At 32.2% G+C, this 19,824-nt stretch carries 19 protein-coding genes and 7 pseudogenes; all 26 read right to left on the reverse strand.

Features of this window, described 5'->3' with window-relative positions; genetic code table 11:
• A pseudogene (locus HGKM_RS06050) lies at window positions 1-444 on the reverse strand (CHAP domain-containing protein); the annotation flags it as partial.
• A 3-nt stretch (window positions 445-447) separates the two neighbouring features.
• Entirely contained in the window at window positions 448-2,877 is a 2,430-nt protein-coding gene (locus HGKM_RS06055) for a VirB4-like conjugal transfer ATPase, CD1110 family (protein WP_019134443.1), read from the reverse strand.
• Window positions 2,789-3,178 carry a PrgI family protein gene (locus HGKM_RS08580; RefSeq protein ID WP_025192654.1) on the reverse strand — a complete coding sequence of 130 codons (390 nt, stop codon included), beginning with the start codon at window positions 3,176-3,178 and terminating at the stop codon, window positions 2,789-2,791. The genes HGKM_RS06055 and HGKM_RS08580 overlap by 89 nt, the downstream gene beginning before the upstream one ends.
• A 3-nt stretch (window positions 3,179-3,181) precedes the next feature.
• Window positions 3,182-3,445, reverse strand: a complete 264-nt coding sequence (locus HGKM_RS06060) for a hypothetical protein (RefSeq protein WP_019134444.1) — start codon at window positions 3,443-3,445, stop codon at window positions 3,182-3,184.
• Between the two features lie 17 nt (window positions 3,446-3,462).
• On the reverse strand, window positions 3,463-4,326 hold the full coding sequence (locus HGKM_RS06065) for a VirB6/TrbL-like conjugal transfer protein, CD1112 family (protein ID WP_000466907.1): 864 nt from the start codon (window positions 4,324-4,326) through the stop codon (window positions 3,463-3,465).
• A 19-nt stretch (window positions 4,327-4,345) separates the two neighbouring features.
• Window positions 4,346-4,429, reverse strand: a pseudogene (locus HGKM_RS08585) (Maff2 family mobile element protein); the annotation flags it as partial.
• Window positions 4,430-4,432: 3 nt separating this feature from the next.
• The gene (locus HGKM_RS06070) at window positions 4,433-6,079 is read right to left on the reverse strand and encodes a recombinase family protein (protein WP_019134445.1); all 1,647 of its coding nucleotides are present in this window, start codon (window positions 6,077-6,079) and stop codon (window positions 4,433-4,435) included.
• Window positions 6,080-6,082: 3 nt separating this feature from the next.
• Window positions 6,083-6,307 (reverse strand): hypothetical protein, encoded by a 225-nt coding sequence (locus HGKM_RS06075; protein WP_004825731.1) that lies wholly within the window; start codon window positions 6,305-6,307, stop codon window positions 6,083-6,085.
• 153 nt (window positions 6,308-6,460) lie between these two features.
• Window positions 6,461-7,162 carry a hypothetical protein gene (locus tag HGKM_RS06080; protein ID WP_019134446.1) on the reverse strand — a complete coding sequence of 234 codons (702 nt, stop codon included), beginning with the start codon at window positions 7,160-7,162 and terminating at the stop codon, window positions 6,461-6,463.
• Window positions 7,163-7,243: 81 nt separating this feature from the next.
• Window positions 7,244-8,314 (reverse strand): PDDEXK nuclease domain-containing protein, encoded by a 1,071-nt coding sequence (locus HGKM_RS06085; protein WP_019134447.1) that lies wholly within the window; start codon window positions 8,312-8,314, stop codon window positions 7,244-7,246.
• 150 nt (window positions 8,315-8,464) lie between these two features.
• Window positions 8,465-8,587: pseudogene (locus HGKM_RS08590) on the reverse strand (phage replisome organizer N-terminal domain-containing protein); the annotation flags it as partial.
• 175 nt (window positions 8,588-8,762) lie between these two features.
• On the reverse strand, window positions 8,763-9,290 hold the full coding sequence (locus HGKM_RS06090) for a PcfB family protein (protein ID WP_019134449.1): 528 nt from the start codon (window positions 9,288-9,290) through the stop codon (window positions 8,763-8,765).
• 118 nt (window positions 9,291-9,408) lie between these two features.
• Window positions 9,409-9,507 (reverse strand): annotated as a pseudogene (locus HGKM_RS09075) (nucleotidyl transferase AbiEii/AbiGii toxin family protein); the annotation flags it as partial.
• 75 nt (window positions 9,508-9,582) lie between these two features.
• Entirely contained in the window at window positions 9,583-10,431 is an 849-nt protein-coding gene (locus HGKM_RS06095; RefSeq protein ID WP_019134450.1) for an AraC family transcriptional regulator, read from the reverse strand.
• A gap of 378 nt (window positions 10,432-10,809) precedes the next feature.
• Window positions 10,810-10,983 carry a hypothetical protein gene (locus HGKM_RS08850; RefSeq protein WP_019134451.1) on the reverse strand — a complete coding sequence of 58 codons (174 nt, stop codon included), beginning with the start codon at window positions 10,981-10,983 and terminating at the stop codon, window positions 10,810-10,812.
• A 73-nt stretch (window positions 10,984-11,056) separates the two neighbouring features.
• Window positions 11,057-12,691, reverse strand: coding sequence for a MobQ family relaxase (gene mobQ, locus HGKM_RS06105; RefSeq protein ID WP_019134452.1), 1,635 nt, complete (start codon window positions 12,689-12,691; stop codon window positions 11,057-11,059).
• A gap of 345 nt (window positions 12,692-13,036) precedes the next feature.
• Window positions 13,037-13,327, reverse strand: coding sequence for a DUF3847 domain-containing protein (locus HGKM_RS06110; protein WP_019134453.1), 291 nt, complete (start codon window positions 13,325-13,327; stop codon window positions 13,037-13,039).
• A gap of 382 nt (window positions 13,328-13,709) precedes the next feature.
• Window positions 13,710-14,195, reverse strand: a complete 486-nt coding sequence (locus HGKM_RS08750) for a hypothetical protein (protein WP_154645934.1) — start codon at window positions 14,193-14,195, stop codon at window positions 13,710-13,712.
• A 136-nt stretch (window positions 14,196-14,331) separates the two neighbouring features.
• Complete coding sequence (locus HGKM_RS08755) at window positions 14,332-14,544, reverse strand: hypothetical protein (RefSeq protein ID WP_019138725.1); 213 nt, start codon at window positions 14,542-14,544, stop codon at window positions 14,332-14,334.
• Between the two features lie 69 nt (window positions 14,545-14,613).
• Window positions 14,614-14,751, reverse strand: a pseudogene (locus tag HGKM_RS08595) (TraM recognition domain-containing protein); the annotation flags it as partial.
• A gap of 710 nt (window positions 14,752-15,461) precedes the next feature.
• Complete coding sequence (locus HGKM_RS06120; RefSeq protein WP_019134455.1) at window positions 15,462-16,079, reverse strand: VanZ family protein; 618 nt, start codon at window positions 16,077-16,079, stop codon at window positions 15,462-15,464.
• A 319-nt stretch (window positions 16,080-16,398) separates the two neighbouring features.
• Entirely contained in the window at window positions 16,399-16,617 is a 219-nt protein-coding gene (locus HGKM_RS06125; protein WP_004829719.1) for a helix-turn-helix domain-containing protein, read from the reverse strand.
• A 123-nt stretch (window positions 16,618-16,740) separates the two neighbouring features.
• A pseudogene (locus tag HGKM_RS06130) lies at window positions 16,741-16,893 on the reverse strand (Maff2 family mobile element protein); the annotation flags it as partial.
• A 3-nt stretch (window positions 16,894-16,896) separates the two neighbouring features.
• Window positions 16,897-17,208: a single-stranded DNA-binding protein gene (locus tag HGKM_RS06135; RefSeq protein ID WP_034579782.1), complete on the reverse strand. Its 312-nt coding sequence runs from the start codon at window positions 17,206-17,208 to the stop codon at window positions 16,897-16,899.
• A gap of 167 nt (window positions 17,209-17,375) precedes the next feature.
• Window positions 17,376-18,842 (reverse strand): annotated as a pseudogene (locus HGKM_RS06140) (VirD4-like conjugal transfer protein, CD1115 family); the annotation flags it as partial.
• A gap of 138 nt (window positions 18,843-18,980) precedes the next feature.
• Entirely contained in the window at window positions 18,981-19,784 is an 804-nt protein-coding gene (locus tag HGKM_RS06145; RefSeq protein WP_034579787.1) for a class I SAM-dependent methyltransferase, read from the reverse strand.
• Between the last annotated feature and the right edge of the window lie 40 nt (window positions 19,785-19,824).

Here is a 19,824-nt window from a genome sequence, read left to right on the forward strand (position 1 = left end):
TTTTTTATGGAGATTATCATCCACATCATAGGTCGATTCAAAGTAGTCGCTGTCCCTAAAGTCATTATCATATCTGTCTATAATCCCGTCATTATCAAGGTCTTTTCCTAAAGGATCATAGATTTTTCCATCCTTTACCTCCGTAATATAATCAGATCTTCCTGTTTCACTTACAGCAGCTACACTATCCTTATCAGAAGCTCTATATCTTGCGTTTCTCTTAGATGTTCCATAAGCCTTTTCATTATCAGCACTTACCTTGTTTATTTTCTTATGAACCTTGTCCTGAAATCTGTCTTTCTCATGGACGATTTTTCCTCTGTAATCATCGTTATGCTTTAGCTTACTTTCTTCAGATGTAGTGAATGTTTCACTATGGATCATTTCTCTTTCAAGACTTGCCTTATGCCTTTCCCTAAAATCCTTTTTCAGCTTTTTCCCCATAGGCTACCTCACTTCTTCAGGCTTGGTAGTCATCTTCTGATAGAGAATTGTATCTTTCGGGAACTTATCAAGGAATGGAACAATGGTATTCCCAAAGAACAGTAGTCCCTCGCCCTCATTTGAGTTGGTAACATATCTAAGCTGTGGAAGCGAGATTTTAAGTTTTCTTGCTAAAATTTCTCTGTCTCCTGACGCTTGATTTAGCATTAAGACAAAGTCGGTATTATCAAAGATATTTTCAATTTCCTTACTCATAAGTAGGTCTTTGACATTTTGCGTAATACCTGTTGGAATACCTCCCCATTTTCTAAAACGCTTCCATATTTCCACAGAATAAGATGCTGTCTGCTCATCTTTTAATAGCAAGTGAAACTCATCTATATAGTACCTTGTAGCCTTGCTTCCTCTATTTTGAGATACTTTATTCCACACCTGATCCTGTATAACAAGCATACCGATTTTCTTTAGCTGACTTCCAAGCTCTTTAATATCAAAGCATAGGAGTTTCTTATTTAAGTCCACATTTGACCTGTGATTAAAAACATTAAGGGAACCTGATACATAGATTTCCATCTCCGTTGCCAGCTTTTTACCGACCTTTTCTTCCTGTCCTTTTAACATATCGTATAGGTCTTGCAGTATTGGCATATTGTCAGGAGTTGGATTATCAAAATACTTTTCGTAAATCTTAGGTAAGCACCTGTCTATAACGGACTTTTCTTCTGCCGTAAGACCACTACCGCCTACTACAAGCTCCAGCATACTCATAATGAAGTTTGCTTTGTCTTTCAGTGGCGCATCCCCATCGCCATAGTTCATATTTATATCAAGGGGATTCAGGTAATCCTTTGACTTACTGCTAACCTTAATGACTTCTCCGTTAAACTGTCGCACAAGGTTTCCATACTCGCCCTCTGGATCGCAGATAATCACATCATCGTCCGTTACTAAAATTGCATTTGCCATTTCTCTTTTGGCACTAAAGGATTTACCACTTCCGGGAGTTCCGAGGATTAGACCGTTTGGATTTTTGAGTTTTTTCCTATCTGCCATAATCAGGTTATGGCTTAAGGCATTTAGTCCGTAATAAAGACTGTTACTTGAATTGATAAAAAGCTCCTCTGTGGTAAAGGGCATAAAAACTGCCGTAGATGATGAGGTTAGTCCTCTATCTATCTCAATCTTGTTTACGCCAAGAGGTAGCACGCTGATAAGTCCTTGTTCTTGCGTATGGTCAAGTCTTTTCAGCTTGCAGTTATGCTTATTTGCAATGGAACTTATCTGAGAGATTGTGTTATCAAGCTTTTGCACCGTTTTTGCAAAGTTCATAAAGACGATACTTACCACAAACATTCGTTCATCTCTTGTCTGCAAGTCTTTTAAGAGACTCTTTACATCTTCTCCATAGGTGATTAAGTCCGATGGAAGAATGTCCATATCATAACCGCTTCTTACCGCTTTCTTATTTTCCTCAATTTTCATCTTGTCAATATCGGTATTTTTTCTCTTTACCATTTTAATAGCCTCCGATTGGTCGATTGCCTTAATATGAAATGAAATATTGATGTTATCATCAATATCCAAAAACTCGGCAAGCATACGGTCTGAAAGCTCACTTGCAAGAATTTGAAAATGACTTACTGCCCCGATAAATTTTCCAAACTTAAAGTACCTTGAAGGCGTGAAGTTAAATTCATCAGGTACAATGTATGTTTTAGTGCTTTCCCTTTTCCTCAGATTTTTGTATGAAAACTCAAAGGTCTTATTGGGATTTAATATATCGTGAAGAATCTTGAGTCTTTCTTCTCCACTTAAACTTTCCGCACGAACTCCCATACTCTTTAGATTAGATAATATATCTATCTCCAGTCTTTCAAGTTTTGATGTTGCCTGCTCTAAATTATCCGCTTCTACTGTAAAGGTGACATACTTTGATTTTTTCAGTCCGTTATTTCCCTTTACAATCTGGCTTTTAAGCATATCTCTAAACTCAAGACGTATATCGTCAAAACCGTCCTTTTTATCCGGTATCTGAATTGCCGACTTCATTTCTTCGTTTCGTCCAAGTTGATTGATATATGAAAACTCAATACTGATACTTGGATCAAAGGAGTTTAGAAAATTTGCAAACTGATTAAAAATCAAGTCTCGATCTTCATCTAAGGCAAGTTGGTAGTTAATATCCTGAAAGGCTATGCTTTTACTAAAGTGCTTTTCGTCAAGCTGACATATACCGCTCTTTAAGAGCCTAAGATAGGGAATGGTATCTTCGACAGTATATCTTTTTGGTTCTTTTCTAAAAATAAGGTCAAGTAGCCCGCCTTTATCTTTTTTAGATTTTCCCTTATTTTGCTTTAAGTCCTGTTTTTGACTTCTTAACTTCTTTTTGTTTTGTTCTAACTTTACCTGCTGAATCTTTCTTTTGTCTTTCAAGGTAAACCTCCTTTCTCACTCTTTTTTGTGGCTGATAAAACTTATGAAGGTAAATATATTTAAAATATTTCTCAAATGTCAGTCCGTCCTTTTCAAAAAGAGTGATGAAAAATATAGGGAGTGTGGACACAATGAGAAATATGACGGCAATATCATTTGGAACGATCTTTCGCATAAATAAATAGACTGGTAGTCCTACCAGTCCTGCGAGTGTGAAACCTATCATCTGCCTTTTGGTTAAGTTAAAAGCTACCTTTGTTTTTACCTTCTTTAGGTCTTTTGGGATTGGTACATACGCCATAACTTACCTCCCATCTTCTTTTTCCTTTGAAAGCTCTGCCATGTGTTCATAAACAGAGCCGATTTCTTCCTGAATGCTTTCTATCTGTTTATCTGTATTTTTGTTATATCTTTCCTGCATTAAGCAAAAATCATTATGGCAGCGACCGATGTCTTTTGTTCTTTCTTCCAAGTCATTAATCTTGCTAAAAAGTTTGATTCTATCAATCACCGCTATAACACCTGCTCCGATTACTACTGCTGTAAATACTGTTTTTCTTTTGATCATCCTATCCTTCCTTTCTGTTAGTGTGCATTTAATACGCTTTTGGCCAGAGTTCCGCTCTTTAGCATCATTAGTCCCAGCAAAACCGCATATCCAAGTATCGTCATGGTACTTGTGTGTATATCTGTTATCTGTATTGTCTTAACTAATACTGCGTATATTCCAAGACAAACCATTAAAAAGAGTCCTTGTAGCCCCAGTGCAAATAGTCCTTTGATATAGTTTGTTCCAATTTGTCCCCACTCTTTGTTTCCCATTGTGGCAAATGGAATAGCTGAAACCGATGAGTAAACATAAATCTCAAACATTCTTCCGTAAACCACAAGCATAATTACGATGGAAATTACCTCTATGGCAACCTTTATGAGTGAGGTTTCAAAGAGAATCATGACAAGCTCTCCAAGCCCCTTTTCTTTTAAGGTATCCATCATTGCCACTATCTGATCTCCGGAAACGGTGGCAGAGGTATTTATCACCCCTGCCGCCTTATTTACCATATGTTGTGCCACATCAAAGACTGCCATTGAAAACTCAAAAGCATGAGATACTAACCATACAGCAATCCACATCTTAATGATGTACTTAAAAAATTCAAAGGTGTCCGTATCATGCATATTGTTCTTTTGCATTACCATATTGATAAGCTCAATACAAAGGACTGCTGTGATGATTAGTCCCGCTATGGGAATAATGACGGAATCGTTAATGCTTTTGATAAAGGCAAATACATCTCCGTTCCACCCCATGGGAGTTTTTCCTACATCTGTTGCAACTGCACCAACTTTATCGTTGATGTCAAGAAACATGGACTCTAAGTTTGCTTGGATACCGCCCAGTAGAAGTTCCTTAAAAAATTCTTCTATCTTGTCGAATATTCCAAACATCTAAGCTCTCCTTTTCTTCTTACTTGAGTACATTGGCAAGAAGTGGAATCAGCTTAAGTCCGATTAGGACAATACCGCCTCCTGCCATAAGCTGCTTTATGCCTAATTAGAGATTGTAAAATACTTGTAGTGTGTCTGTATTTCCTATGAAATTGTAGTAAATATCAATTGTTTGGGTGATTTCTCCATTCACTACTTCTTTTTCGTGAACATAGATTTTTGAGATGAGTTCGTTTAAGGTTTCTTTGTCCAGCTTCTTTATATCCCTATGTTTTTTTATGAGTTCAATCCATTTTTTGACATTAATATCTTCAAGATCGTCTTTAACAATCAATTTTTGATTATCTTCTATTCTTTGATTTAGATAATCTTGTTCGTTTTGTGATTTTTCAAGAATTTTTTGGAAGTTACTTTCACTTATCTTGTTATCTATCCAGTCATCATATAGTCTTTCAATCTTTTTAGTTAAGTCTTCTACTCTTATCTGATCTTCGTAAATCTTATCCATAATAAATTTTTGTTCTTCTTCATTATCAATTTCTCGTGATCTTTCAAGTGCTTTTATAATTTCTTTTTCGTCTTTTAATGCTATTTCTGCATTTTTCCTAATATCTTTAAGCACTATCTCATAAAGAGTATCGTAATAAATTCTATGTTGACTACATAATGACTTTCCATATCTTCTATAAGTGTTACAAGTGAGTAACTTTTCTCTTTTTTTCGATTTGTTTCTTCCAAGATTTAAAGATTTTCCACAATCGGGACATTTCACAATGCCTGCAAATATACTTTCTTCTCCATTTTTAAATGGTCTTCTCCTGCTCTTTAATTTTTCATTTGCTATATTATAAATATCTTCAGAAATAATTGGTTCGTGTGTATTTTCTACGATTATCCATTCCTCTTTAGGTTTATCGGATAACCAACCTACTTTGAATTTATAATTAACTTTTTGACTAGCAATATGACCAATATAAACTGGGTTTTCAATAATTTCTTTTAGGGTTGTGCAGTCCCACCAATACTCTCCACCATCTACGGTCATTTCTAACTTAGTTTTTTTATTTCTAAGTCCTTTTTTTCTATTCCACCAGGTGGGTGTAGGTATTTTTTCTTCAAAAAGTCTTCTTCTAATTGCTTGTACTCCGTAACCACTAAAAGCAAGATCAAAAATTTTTTCAACAATCCATGAAGTTTCATCATCAATTACTAATTTATGTGGATCATCATTGTCTTTCCTATATCCTATTGGAGCAAGACAACCAATAAATTTTCCTTGCCTTGCTCTTGTCATATAGGCAGATTTCATTTTTTTGGAAACATCTCTTGAATAAAACTCGTTTAAAACATTTTTAAAAGGAACTATTTCATTGTTTTCTTGAAAGGTATCTACTCCATCATTTAAAGCTATATATCTGACATTGTTCTTTGGGAAGAAATTTTCTGTATAGTATCCAGTCTGCAAATAGTTTCTTCCAAGCCTTGATAAGTCCTTAGTGATGACTATATCTACTTTTTTGTTTTCAATATCTCTAATTAGTCTTTGAAATGACGGTCTATTTGTATTTAATCCAGTATATCCATCATCTATATATACATCGTAAATACTCCAACCTCTTGATTTTACATAGTTTTCTAAAAGCTCCTTTTGGTTTTGTATACTGGCACTCTCTCCTTTCTGCTCATCATCTTTAGATAGTCTGCAATAAATTGCAGCTTTGAATGAAAAGTGATTTGAATTTGTTTGTATCATTTCCTATTCCTCCTTGTTTGAGTTTTCAGAAATAACACAACTTTCCCTAAAACTATTTTTATTATAGCACTCTTTTTTATTGCTATCAATATTATATTTGTTATACTCAATTTCATTAGTCTTATTTAATTTGCTTGATTTTTTTATTAGTCTTAGAAAAGCGTCCGTATCTGTTCTTCTATTATCATAATTTCTTTTTACAATGTATTTTGTTTGTCTTTTTGTCATAGCTTATCCTTTCATGCAATAAAAAAAGGCGATTAGATTTTTAATTTTCTAATCGCCTTTTAAGTGTCATATTTGTATTTTTATTATATCTGGCATACTTTGATACCTTTTTAGACTTAAAGTCTTTAATAGTGGCTTTCCACCTCTTTTTACCTATAAATATTCTCCTACATCATAGTTCATTTTTTTATTTCCTCCTTGATGTCTTAGTTTATCTTTATCTTCTTCATACCATTTTAAGATTGTCGCATAGTGGTTTTGATAGGTCTTACCACTGCTTTCCATGTATCTTGATAGTTTATTTATCATTATTTCTGTGTGTGAGTTTAGTTTTTCTCTTAGATTTTTATATTCTTCTTTGCTTAGCCTTACATTTTTGTATTCTCCATAAAAGATGGGGGTGGACTGTTCTTCTCTCCCCTTATCTATACTAACCTTATCTAATCTACCCTTACCTATACTGGGTTGACCACTTGACAACCTTTGGTCAACCAGATGACAACCAAATTTTTCTTCTAAAATATATGTTCCATTTTCTGTTTGATAGAGCTGTTGTTTTTGCTCTATATACATTGTTGGTTTATATCTGTCTTTTCTAATATAGTTATTTATCTTCCAATGAGTAATGACGATAATTCCCTGATCAAAGACAATTACAAAGCCTTTGGCAATAAGTATTTTCAGGTCATCTTCATTAGCTCCTATAATTTTGATGATCTTCTTAGGATTATTTACAAAACCATCATCATCTGCCCTCATTGATAGATGAAAATACAGGCATTGACTACTTAGTGGCATATCCAAAAATAAGTCGCTATCCACTATCTTTAGTGAAAACATTCTTTTATCTGCCATGCTCTCCTACCTTTCTTCAAATAAAAAAAGACGATAGTTTTTATTTCTACCGCCTTGCGTACATTTATTACGTTTTCAAATTTATTTTAGTTCGTTTTCAATTTCTTCTATGGTTGGTAATGCTCCCTTTAAACTTTCAGGAATTAAGTTTTGTAGTTGATATTCTGAAATTCCAATAGGCTCTCTTGAGCTTTCAGAAGCATATTTTGCCAATACATTATCCTTTGTCTTACAGATTAAAAGACCTATTGTTTGATTATCTCCATCTCCCTTTAATATATGGTTTACAGATGTTACATAGGTTCCAAGTTGTCCTATATCCGCAGGTTTAAATGCGGAAATTTTAACCTCCACAACTACATAGCAATGTAGCTTGATGTTATAGAATAACATATCAATAAATTCTTCTGAATTCCCAACGACAAGTCTATATTCTCTGCCCACGAACGAAAAACCTGTCCCTAGCTCCAATAAGAATTTTTGAATATTATCCATCAAAGCGTCTTTCAATTCTTTTTCATCATAATTTTGCCTTATAGATATAAAGTCAAAATTATACGGATCTCTCGTCATTTCATTGGCTAAATCACTTTGTGTAGCAGGCAAATTATTTGTGAAATTTGTTATTGCTTTTCCTTGTCTCTCAAATAGATCTGTATCCAAGAAATTTAAAAGCACAGCTCTACTCCAGCTATTTTCTAATGTTTTAGATATAAAGAAAAATGCTTTATTCAAATTTCCCTCACATCTATCCATAATATATCTTTGATGTCCCCATGGGATACTAAAAATCATATTAAAATCTCCACCGACTTTAGATATTTGTAAATCGTCCACAAGCTGTGGACGATTTAATGGCGAATACATTTCATAAAATTTTTTCATATATTTTAAATTAGTAACAGAAAATCCTTTGACATTGGGAATTTCATTTTTTAAATCCGAACTTAATTTTTTATAGAATCCGCTACCCCATCTGCTTTCTGCCTTTAAGCTAATAATTTCTTCTCCTAAACTATAATAAAACTTTAGCATTTCAGAATTGACCGAAACTGCTGCTTTAAGTTGTCTGCTTGTATATGATTTTTTTATTTTCTCAAGCATTTTTATATATTCACTATCTCCTACAATAGCTAAATCTTTTTTATTCATTCTCATCACTCCAATCTGATTTTCTTTATTTTATCTATTTCTTGCTCCAATGGTGGGAGTTTTAATCTTTTTATCACAATCAGCTTACGGTAAACAAGCTCATTTTATCATTACACATTTAGTTTAATTAATGTGATTATACCAAAAACGTTAAATTTTTTCTATCTCTCCCTCTCTCTCTTTATCTATCTCTATATCTTTCTCTTTCTCTATCTCTTGTCGGACATGGGTTGGACTCATTAAGGACAATGTCCTCTGTTTATTTTGTCTGTGAAAAATTCTTCTTTTAATTTTATCCAATAATATCTTTTGTTTGTTGCCATATCTGCTCCTTTCTTGATTTTCGATAATCGAAATTCTTGATTTCCGATTTTCGGAATTCTGGACTTCTGCTTTTCGGAAGTCTTGTTTTTGTAGGTATTTAAGGGTGTAACTTTTCGTTACTCCCTTAGATTTCTCTGGTCATATCTTTTTTATTTGGTTTTACTTTTTCTTTTACTTTCCTTTTGACTTTCTCTTTTGTCTTATCCTTGTTATTGGATAGGTCTTTGTATTTCTTTATTTGTTTTAGGATACTTTCTTTTTCTTTTTTATTTTCCTTGGCTATGACTTGTTTAAAGGCATATTCCATTACTTTTATGTCTTTGGCTTGGAAGAATACTTCATAATTTTTGCTTTCTTTGTTATTCATTACTGAGAAACTTACTCCAAGTTTGTTTAGTTCTTTTTTTAAGTCTTTGAGGTCACTTTGATCTATGCTTATATTTTCTAGTTGTCCTTTTTTGTAGAGGTCTTTTAGTTTCATTTCATCGCCCATAAGGCTTTTGAGGTTTCCGCTTGCTTTTTCTAAAGTATCATTCATCTTTTTTCTTATTTCTTTGTCTAAGTTGATTGATTCTTTTGCTGCCTTTATTGTGTATGATATTATGGTTTGTGCTGCTTGCCCTGCTTCTTTGCTTATTTCTTCGTTTATCATGTTTTTCTCTCCTTTGTTTGAATTTAAAAAAGGGAAGTATAGGTTTTAATTTTTCTATACTTCCCTTTGCTTGTTTTTATTTTATTGTTGTTGGTGGTGGAATGCTTTATTTTGATGTTTTTATATCTTCTTTGCTAAAGATACATGGATAGATGTATTCTATTTCCCTTGGTATTGTTGCTTCTCCCGTTGTTAGGTCAAGTTTCATAGGACTTTTTACTCATTCCTATTTTTACTAATAGCAATCAAAAAAGCACCTACCATTTGATAGATGCCGTTAAACAAATTTAAATTACTCTTTTACTATAGGAACCCATAATTCCATTTGATAATCTTCTGAATTAGGGTCTCCATCTCCATATACTTCAAAATCGGGACTTTCATCATGTCTATATCCTTCTTTAGGGAAGAAATATGAAATAATATACTTCCATCCTTCGTGAATGCACTTTGGTATAGGACCTTCTAAGCTTACAATAGCATACTCTTTTTCAGGAATGCTGAGTATATCTAAACCTAATTCCTCAGCTTTTACCTCATCCGTCAAATCAAAACCAGCTAAGTATATAAATGAATCTTCTTCATCCATTATATAGTCATATCCTACGCCAAAGATTTGACCATTACCAAACTCTTCAAATTTTTCTCTTGGTACTTTTTCAACCAGTCTATCCCAAACTTTTGGGAAATTTGAACTTTTAGTTACATCTGATTTAATACCAGCTACTTTAAACGCTTTCTTTTTCTCAATCTTAATATCCATTTGATTTCCTCCTTGAACTGAAATTGAAAAGTAGATTCTTGGGAAATATTGATACTTTTGTCCTCTTTTTACTTGTCCTGGAGTTAGCTTATGAAAACTTTTAAAAGCTAAAGCAAAAGAATCCTGAGAATTATAACCATATTTTATTGCAATATCTATAATTCTTTTATCTGAATTTTTTAAATCAATTGCAGCATTTGTCATCTTTCTTAACCTTATATATTCAGATAATGAATATCCTGACACGATTGAAAATATTCTTGAAAACATTGAAAATGAATATCCTGTTATCCGTGTTATTTCTTTTTCATCAAGTTCATCAGTTAAGTTATCTTCAATATAGTCTATTGCTAAGTTAAAAGATTTCATTATATCCATATTTCCACCACCTTTCATTTAAATTGTACAAGGATTTATTAAATTATACCCGATAATGCTAATACAAATATTATAGCATCACATGTTTATAATATTTTTCTTCTCTGCCAGACTTCTCATCTTGCTCTTTATGCTTTCGATATTATGGTTTGTGCTGCTTGACCTGCTTCTTTGCTTATTTCTTCGTTTATCATGTTTTTCTCTCCTTTGTTTGAATTTAAAAAAGGGAAGTATAGGTTTTAATTTTTCTATACTTCCCTTTGCTTGTTTTTATTTTATTGTTGTTGGTGGTGGAATGCTTATTTTAGATGTTTTTATATATTTCTTAGGTCTTTGTACCTTTTATACTTTAAAATAGCTTACAATACCTTTCCACCTTTAGTAGTTTGTGTGTGTTCTTTTGTCTGATAGATAGTTTTTCATGTTGGAATATATAGTCTGCACTTCTTCATTGTTCATCGCTTTTATTTCTTCTGTGCTTTTATATGTTTTGTATATTCCATCTTGATCTGCTTTTATGAGTTCATCTATTAGCTCTTGTCTTTTATTCATCTCTATTACCTCCTAGATCTGCCTTTATTTTCTTGGTCATATTATAGCTTGGATAAGATATTTTTACCAGGTTTTATCTTTCTTGATTTTTGTAATAGTCTTTAGTCATTTGTCTTTTTTTATTAAAACTATCACTGTCTTGCTTATACTCTTTTATCTTTTCTATGATACTTTCTTTTTCTCCTCTCTTAATTGCCTTGTCAATTTCTATTGATAGGTCGATACCATATTCTTCATTTACTACTTCTACTGCATATTTAATATGATTTATTTCCTTGTACCTTTCCCTTATCTTTTCTGACTCTGTATTTAATTTACTGATTTCATCTTCTAAGTTTTTAATTTCTCCTAACCATTCTTTTTCTCTTAAATTTTTCTTTCCACTGATTTTTTCAATTAAGTTTCTTGCCCTTATATGTTGGTCTATTTCATTTTGATTGTTCTTGTAAAAGCTTTCTTTGAATATTTTCTTGCTTTCATATTCTTGATAGGTTGCTTTTGTTTTTCTTACAGTCTTTGCATAGGCTAAACACTTATTAAGGTCTTCTATCTTTTGACTGTTTTCTTTTATGGTCTTATATATTTCAGAGTTTCTACTTCTTAGGGTGTTTATATGCCCTTGTAGTTCTGATATGGTTTTTATTTTATTTTCTCTTATATAATTTATTCCACTTGCATATCTTTTTAGATCATAGATTGCTTTGTTTCTTTTCCCATAAAATGATAATCCAGCTCTATTATTTTCTTGCATTTCTTGATAGAAGCTTAAATATTCATAGAGGTTAAAGAGTCCTGATTCATTTTCGATTTGCTTTTTACTTTGGTCTTTATATTCCTTGTATGATTCCTTTAGCTTATCTTTGAAGCCTGCTAACCATGATGTTATTTTCTTTATTTCATTGCCTATGTTTTTTAATAGTTCATTCTGTTTTTTTATTTCACGATTTATATCTCCTTTTTCTGTTCTTATTCCTTTTCTTTCCATTGCACTAGCACTTGCTCCTAGATGTATTGTTGGTATTTGTTTTATACCTTGTCTTTTAAAACTCCTATGGTCTACTCTTTTTTCTATATTATTTTTTGCTAGATATTCATTGCAAAGGTCTGAAAAATTTCCTCTCCATTTTTCTACATTGCCTTTATCGTTCCAGGTTGTTAGTTCTACTTTTCTTGTCTTTGGTTTTCCATTTTTGTTTAATACTTTTTCTCCTTTTTCATCTAGGATATATTCTTTTTTACTTTTTTGCCCCCATGTTCCATCTTCATTTATTGGTCTTACTATTGTCATAATATGAGCATGAATATTTTGATTTCCCTCTCTACTTTCATCATGAATTGCTAGGTCTACTATCATTCCCTCTTTTACAAAATTGTTTTGAACATATTCTTCTATCATCTTTTTATTTTCTTCTATGCTTAACTCTTTTGGTAGGGATATGATAAAGTTTCTTGCAAGTTGAGCATTAGAGTTTTTCTCAAATAGTTCTACCGAGTTCCACAAGGTTTTTCGGTCTTTATATTCTTCTGGTGCGTGATCTGGCAAAAATATTTCTTTGCTAATTACTCCTTGTTTCTTGGTGTAGTCATGGGTTACTCCGTCCCATTCATTTTTTATTTTTTCTCCACTTATATATGCTGCACTTGCTACTGCACTTTTTCCTTTTCCTCTTGATATTATGTTTACTGAAAAATGAAAACTGTCTGCCATTTTTTATCACTTCCTTTCTTTTTTTGTTGTTTTAGGTGGAGGCTTAATAGATTTTTATATCCACTTTGTGAATGAGCGTTTTGAAATGATAGAATTAAAAAAGCCGACTACTGAATTAATTTTTGTTGTTTCAGTATGTCGGCTTAATTGTTTTGTTCATTTCAAATTTTAAAAGTCAAGGGCGAGCGTTAGCGAGTTTATTTACCCTTGACTTTTAAAAAGCGAATGGTTGTTGCTCCCTGCAAGGGTTTGGCTCTAAAGGCACGCAATCACCCTTTAGGGTGTATAATTGCGCCCTTAGAAATCTAAGGGAGATTTGATTATTTACAAACCCCTTTATTTTTCTTAATTTTCTCTCATTATTTTTAGTGTTTCTTTAAATTCTTTTGTCTTTGTTGCTTCTTCTAGTAGGATTTTTATTTCTTCATCTGTTAGTTCTTCTGCATTTTCTATAAAGCTTTCTAAGATTGCCCCTCTTTTTATTAGCCTATGAGTTCTTTCTTTTCTTCTTTTTACTATGTCTTGTTTTAATATCTTCTTTTCTTGATTTTTTAGTTGCCTTAATCTTTCTTCTGTATTATCAATTTTATCTTTTATTTCTTTTGACTCTTGTCTTATTTGATCTAATTTTTTCATATTAATTTCCTTTCTTGTATTAAAAAAAGACGATGAAGATATACTCTCCCCGTCTTTGGGTTTGTCTCTCGACTTGAATATTAAGTTTAAAATGTTTATATTACTACCTCCTAAAATTGGGTATAAGTTATATTTATAGTCACAATAAAAGTCAGAATCTTATATTGATGTTGACTTTTATTTTTAATATTTATTTCTCTATAATGTTTTTTATTTTATTTCATTTCCACTTATTTTATTGGAGAAATATTCTCTGTGACATATTTTGCTCCTACATCATCTACAATCTCTGTATATGTCACTAAATACGTAGTTTTTTCTTCAACATCATAGTATTCAAATTGAATTTGATTAGATACACTCTCAGAACTCTGTATAGAATTTAGCTCTGTAGTTGCAACACGAATTTAAGTCTATCTGTAGCAAACACTACAGGCTCATTTTCTAAAATTGATGGAACGCCATCTAATGAGTTCGTTTCAATATTATTTGTTTTTAGTCCTATAATTTGACCATTATAATCAATTTGAATAGTAATTGCCGCATTCGTTACAATTCCATTAGTTTTATAGTAAACATCTACTAAATACCCCTCATCTGAAGGATAGATGTATCCCTGAAAATCTTCCGTTTCAAAAAATCCATTACTACTTAAAGCTAAGTCAATAATTTTTTTGAGTATAAATTTATTATTATCAACTTTTAAAATAGGTGAATCATATAAATTAAGTGTTGCAGCACGACTCGTTGAAGTGATTTTTACACTTTCATTACCATAATATTTTACATTTTTTACCCCAGAACCTGGAGTATAAATATAAGAATTTGCCGTATTGATTGCCTGTGACACAGATTTACCGTTAGCCAAAGCATTATTGTATCTTTTTAGCCAATTCGTATGTGAACCTGCACTTACAGTATTTGTCCAACCTACTGCTACGTCAGCTCCTCTATCAACTGCACGCTTAACGATATTATCATTCGTAGAAGTAGAGCCTCCTCTTTTATTTTAAAAAATTAAATGGGAAAATTAAAAATTCAGTATCTATAAAATACGAACCATCATCTTCCAATTTGTGATATTTTGTATATGAGTATAAAATAGCTTTATATGAAATTGATCCTCCATCTTTATAATGATATTTTATTGGAAAACACATTATTGATAAAACAATAAATAAAATAAAAAGCTTGATTCTAACTTTTCTTCTTTTCACGACTCACCTCATTTTCTTTAAATATACACAATCATCTGTAATTTTCATAAAATTTGTGTATTAGATAAATTCTCTTACTATTGTTTTTTCTTTTCCTCCTAAAAAGAGTGTAGAATCACAGTTACCAACTATTGTATCTGCATAGTCTTTGTAAATTGCTTTTAATTGAGATTGTGCTTGCAGAATTATACTTGCTGATATTTCTCTTTGGTATTTCCTGCGCCATGTCCACAAAGCGTTGTACTTGGCGTTTCGGATAACGACTTTACAAAAAGCATGGAATGTGTACACGATATGCTCCCTGAATTCTTATGTGCAAGCCATAGCAATTCCTCCTTTCCTCAGCCTAATTTTAACCGATATTTATTTCAAAATAGGTAGCAAAAACTTCAAAAGTGCCAAACCTAAAAATACTGTTATTAACGCAATCGCTGGGGAAATTATCTTATATGGAAAATTCATTTTATTCAACAAATGAATATCCAAAGAAAACACAACCAAAAACAATATAAATGTAACTATATATAATGGATTGTGGAGAATAAAGAATTTATATACAACATATTCAATACAGAAAAAAACAAATATTGAAATTAAGCATAAAAAAAGTAAATGTATAATTTTTTTCATGTTTCCTCCTCGATGATTTTCAAAAATTAGGGCAACAACATTTTTGCTGTTGCCCCAATTTTTTTACTTTATGATTTTAAAGTTTAGTAGCTATAAAGATAACCAAAATCATTTTTATACCAATCGCCATAGGTTCCCGGGAATGGGTTGGAGATAGATCTGCCCTTAGAAACAGTAGTATAGAATATATTTACCATATTTCATTAGCCGCGGTAAAATTTATTAAATAGTAAGTGTTTAAGAATGTTTTAGTAGTTGTTATTACCTCTCCTACATCTAACCACTAATTAAAACTTTGCAGCAAATAATATGTTAAAAATATATCTCTGAGCAGTGAGCATTATTACTAATGAGCCTACCCCAAAAAATAACAGTTCATAATAGCATTGAAAACCATCAACTTGAGTCTGATTAATCCAAGATTTTGGAACAGCTTTGCTAAATGATTTATAAATACCAAATCCCAAAAACGTGCCAAGAGTGTTTGCTATCAAGTCATTTATATCTGTTGTTCCCATACCAAACATCTGAACAAACTCAATAGATAAGGATATAAGAAATCCAGCTAAAACTATATTTGCTAATCTATTATATTTTTTATAGAGAAATGGTAGAAAAAATCCCAATGGTATAAATAAAATTACATTTAAAAACGTTTCTATTGGACCTCTAATCATATCCACAAAAGGAATATAAACAATTCTTGGGGCAAATGAACCTTTCATGGCAATACCCGTCGCCGCCAATACCCCTGTGAGATAAAAGCAGAAAACAAAGGATAATATTATATGCCCTTTTGTTTGTTTTTTTTCAACTACATATAAAATAGCAAAATAGATAGCTACTGCTAAAAATACAGGAATACATCCACTTAAAAAATGATACATAATAAATTCAAAATCCATGAATTACCTCCACCCAAAAAATCTTAATTGTTCTTTTTTTACTTTTACCTACTTCTTCGTTTTCTTCCCAAACTAATCCATATTTTTTCTCAGTTAAGACTGTTTCAATCTTGCCAAGTGCAATCCTACTTTCATCATCTGTATGAATTTTTTTGATGATTTAGGTATTCAAGCATTTCAGCTCTTCTGATTTGTGATAGATTCCCCAATTTTATTCCACCTCATTTATATGAATTTCTATAAAGTCTTCAACTTCATCAAACCCTAATACTAATTTCGCATAATCCCTGACTTGATCTTATGTCTTTAAACTCATTTTCTATTCCTCTTCACTAAAATTGTCTTCAAAACTAATAATATCATTAGGAGTGCAAGATAGAGCCTTACATATTCTTTCTAAATTTTTAAATGTAATTGGTTTATCCTTGCCCATTTGTGCCATAACATTTGTTGTTAGTCCTGCCATAGCTATTACATCTGTTTTCTTTAATCCTTTTTTTGCTAACTGTATCCATAATGGTTTATAGTTTAATGCCATAATATTCCTCTTTTTCTCTTCATTAGATTTATTTAATTATAGCATAAATATTGATTTCATTCAATCTTACATTGATTTAGTGTTTTGTTTTAGAGAATTTGTTGTGTTATTCCGTCCTTATTTTGCCATAAATTGCTTAATACCTTGAGATTTTGCACCCGGATTGTCATTGCCATATCCTTCCATCAGGTTGATAACACCCCATGCTCCAAGTCCTGCACCTACTGCCATTACCAAAATCTTTAATACATTAACTGCCTGTGTAAAAAATTCCATAATTTATTCCTCCTTGTTTTCTTCTTTCTTTTCAATCTTGTTATATGACTTCACTACAAAGTTTTTGTAAGTCTTTCCCTCTTTTTCACGCTTCTTAAAGTAGCCAAAGATATGAATCAAATCGCCTTTTTCAAAGTCCTTTGCTTTCTCCGATTTTTCTCCATAAGCTGCACAGTTGATATACTCCTTGCCTTTCCCGTACTTTTTTACAAGCGTGAAGTTTGCAACCTCAACAGTTTCTCCCTCTTTGTCAAAACTTGAAAAAGTGGGCTCTGCCAATAAATTGGCATTGATGTTAATCATTTCTTGCTTCATTAAAAATTTCTCCTTTTTGTTTAAATAAAAAAAGCGACCGGAATTTTTTCTTTTCCAATCGCTGATGGTCATCCTATTTACTTTTTTCTTAGTGGGACTTCGTATTCTTATCATCTTACCTCCTGACTTTGAGTAATAAAAAAGCAGCAAATCTATCTTTTTTAGACTTACTGCATTCTTGTAATAACTGTTTCTCTATTTAATTTTGCTTTCCCTTTTCGCTTCATATAGCTTTCTATATCAAACAAGTTTTTCTTATTATAATCCTCCAGTAGCTTATAGTTCTTATGCTTTGTAATATCGAATTTATCTGATAGAAAAGGTCTGACACCACGAAGCTGAAAAATACATTTACCGCCATCCATGACCGTAATTTCATCTTGGCTCATAAGCTCCTTACCTGTCTTTTGATAATTAAGTCCAAAACTCTTTTGATTACTCCTTGTTTCCGATGTGTTATATAAATCTATCGTTTCTTTTCCCAGTGTTTCGGAGAGTTCCTTTAATGTGGTCTTTTCCTTGCCACCAAGAAACAAGGTACTATCACAGTTGCCCACAATTGTGTCAGTATTATCTTTATAGATTGCCTTTAGCTGAGATTGTGCTTGAAGAATTATACTCGCTGATATTTCTCTGGAACGGATTGTCGCTATCAGTTTTTCAAACTTTGGAATTAAGCCGATGTTTGCAAACTCGTCAAGTAGACATCTTACATGAACAGGTAATCTTCCTCCATACACATCATCTGCCTTATCACATAACAAGTTAAATAGCTGAGAATACATAATAGATACCACAAAGTTAAAAGTATCATCTGTATCGGAGATGATAACAAAGAGTGCTGTCTTTCTATCTCCCAGTGTATCAAGCTCAAGTTCATCTTCACTCATTAGTTGTCTGAGCTCTCTTATGTCAAAAGGAGCAAGTCTTGCTCCACAAGATATTAGAATAGACTTGGCAGTTTTTCCAGCAGCCAATTTGTACTTTTTATATTGCTTCACCGCAAAGTGTGTCGGTTCTTTCTTTTCCAATGCTTCAAAGAGTCTATCAATCGGATTCATGTAGGTTTCATCATCTTCTCTTACCTCTGAAGCGTCTATCATATCAAGTAGTGTTGCAAAGTTCTTTTCTTCTCTTGGAGCCTCATACCAGATGTAGCCGATAAGTGCCGTATAGTAGAGCTTTTCAGCTTTCACCCAAAAATCTTCACCCGCTTTTTCTCCCTCGCCCTTAGTGTTTGCGATGATTGTCTGAACGAGTTTTAAAAGATCTTTCTCAGAACGGATATACGCGAATGGATTGTACTTCATAGACTTTTTGAAGTTTATGGTATTTAGAATTTTAATCTCATATCCATTATCTTCAAGCATCTTTCCACACTCAAGAACTATTGTTCCTTTAGGATCGGTCACGCAATATGACGAGTGCATTTGCATTAAGTTCGGTTTAACATAAAATCTTGTCTTTCCGGAGCCTGAACCACCTATAACCAAAACATTTTTATTTCTTGCATACTTTGGATTAGCTGGTCTGCCGTTCATAGTTAATCGTTCTGTTTGTGTAAGCAAGATATTGTTCTGGAACTTTTCATCCATATACGGTTCTATATCTTTTCTCGTTCCCCAGGAAGCGTTTTGTCAAGTATCTTTTTATATTTATGGACGCTTTTTCTATAAAGAATTTTAACTTTTAGACAAGAAAAAAACAGTAAACCTTTTTTGATTTACTGTTTTGCTGTTAGCTTTATTAAAATTTATTAGTTAGATATTGGGTTAGAAACTCAAATGTATAATTTTTGTTCTGTTTAACTTATCCGCAAAATACATATATATTCTTGTTTTTAATTTCAATCCCTTACAATGCTTTAATGCTCCATCAAAAAAGCCTGTAACTTCTACTAACCCTGTATTCGTGCAGCTTGCAAATTCTTTTGGGTCATCTACGCTAAAATACATTTGTGCGTCTTCATTTCCCGTTTGTTTTACATATTTATTTGCAAGCTCTAATCCCTTGGAATTTGTTGCGTCAAATATCAATTCTCCGTTAGGAATCAATGATTTCATGCCCTTAATCATATCTACAATTTTTTCTTTATCAAAATATTGATATACTCCTGCAACTACAATCATTGTCGGCAAAGAAGTATCTATTTCTTTTATCCAATCAAGAGTAAACATATCCCCTGCTATCAATCTTTCATTATCGGCATTTCCTAATACTTTTTTTCTTAGTATTATGACATCCGGCAAATCGATTTGATAGAAATTAACTTTAACATTTTTTATGCGATTATATGCTGTTTCCAATCCTGCACCTAAAAAGACAATATTACATTCATTGTTTTTTTCGATGAAACTAATAATTTTTTTGTCCATCGTTTGTTGTCTGCAAACACTTGCCATATAAAAATATTCAGTAGTATTACTTTCTATACTGTTTGTGGGTATATGTTGTTTTAAGGATAATGCTTTTTCATCATAAAAAAAATCAGGAAATTTTTCAGACGCATAAACTCTTGCTATAAGAGGAATATATAGAGTATCTGCAACACCACTAAGCAACTCATTTTTGTTCATCTCCATGTCCCTCCTTTCTCATTTTATTTTGCAAGTTATG

Source organism: Kallipyga massiliensis ph2 (assembly GCF_000311985.1).
GTDB classification, from domain to species: domain Bacteria; phylum Bacillota; class Clostridia; order Tissierellales; family Peptoniphilaceae; genus Kallipyga; species Kallipyga massiliensis.

Coding starts and splice junctions, on each gene's coding strand:
- mobQ (WP_019134452.1), bottom strand. CDS start 12,691: ATGGCAGACAGTTTTCATTTTTCAGTAAACATAATATCAAGAGGAAAA.
- HGKM_RS06080 (WP_019134446.1), bottom strand. CDS start 7,162: ATGGCAGATAAAAGAATGTTTTCACTAAAGATAGTGGATAGCGACTTA.
- HGKM_RS06110 (WP_019134453.1), bottom strand. CDS start 13,327: ATGAAAAAATTAGATCAAATAAGACAAGAGTCAAAAGAAATAAAAGAT.
- HGKM_RS06060 (WP_019134444.1), bottom strand. CDS start 3,445: ATGATCAAAAGAAAAACAGTATTTACAGCAGTAGTAATCGGAGCAGGT.
- HGKM_RS08580 (WP_025192654.1), bottom strand. CDS start 3,178: ATGGCGTATGTACCAATCCCAAAAGACCTAAAGAAGGTAAAAACAAAG.
- HGKM_RS06090 (WP_019134449.1), bottom strand. CDS start 9,290: ATGATAAACGAAGAAATAAGCAAAGAAGCAGGGCAAGCAGCACAAACC.
- HGKM_RS06075 (WP_004825731.1), bottom strand. CDS start 6,307: ATGACAAAAAGACAAACAAAATACATTGTAAAAAGAAATTATGATAAT.
- HGKM_RS06125 (WP_004829719.1), bottom strand. CDS start 16,617: ATGGCATTAAACTATAAACCATTATGGATACAGTTAGCAAAAAAAGGA.
- HGKM_RS06135 (WP_034579782.1), bottom strand. CDS start 17,208: ATGAAGCAAGAAATGATTAACATCAATGCCAATTTATTGGCAGAGCCC.
- HGKM_RS06095 (WP_019134450.1), bottom strand. CDS start 10,431: ATGGATATAATGAAATCTTTTAACTTAGCAATAGACTATATTGAAGAT.
- HGKM_RS06145 (WP_034579787.1), bottom strand. CDS start 19,784: ATGAACAAAAATGAGTTGCTTAGTGGTGTTGCAGATACTCTATATATT.
- HGKM_RS06120 (WP_019134455.1), bottom strand. CDS start 16,079: ATGGATTTTGAATTTATTATGTATCATTTTTTAAGTGGATGTATTCCT.
- HGKM_RS08850 (WP_019134451.1), bottom strand. CDS start 10,983: ATGAATAAAAGACAAGAGCTAATAGATGAACTCATAAAAGCAGATCAA.
- HGKM_RS06065 (WP_000466907.1), bottom strand. CDS start 4,326: ATGTTTGGAATATTCGACAAGATAGAAGAATTTTTTAAGGAACTTCTA.
- HGKM_RS06085 (WP_019134447.1), bottom strand. CDS start 8,314: ATGAATAAAAAAGATTTAGCTATTGTAGGAGATAGTGAATATATAAAA.
- HGKM_RS06070 (WP_019134445.1), bottom strand. CDS start 6,079: ATGATACAAACAAATTCAAATCACTTTTCATTCAAAGCTGCAATTTAT.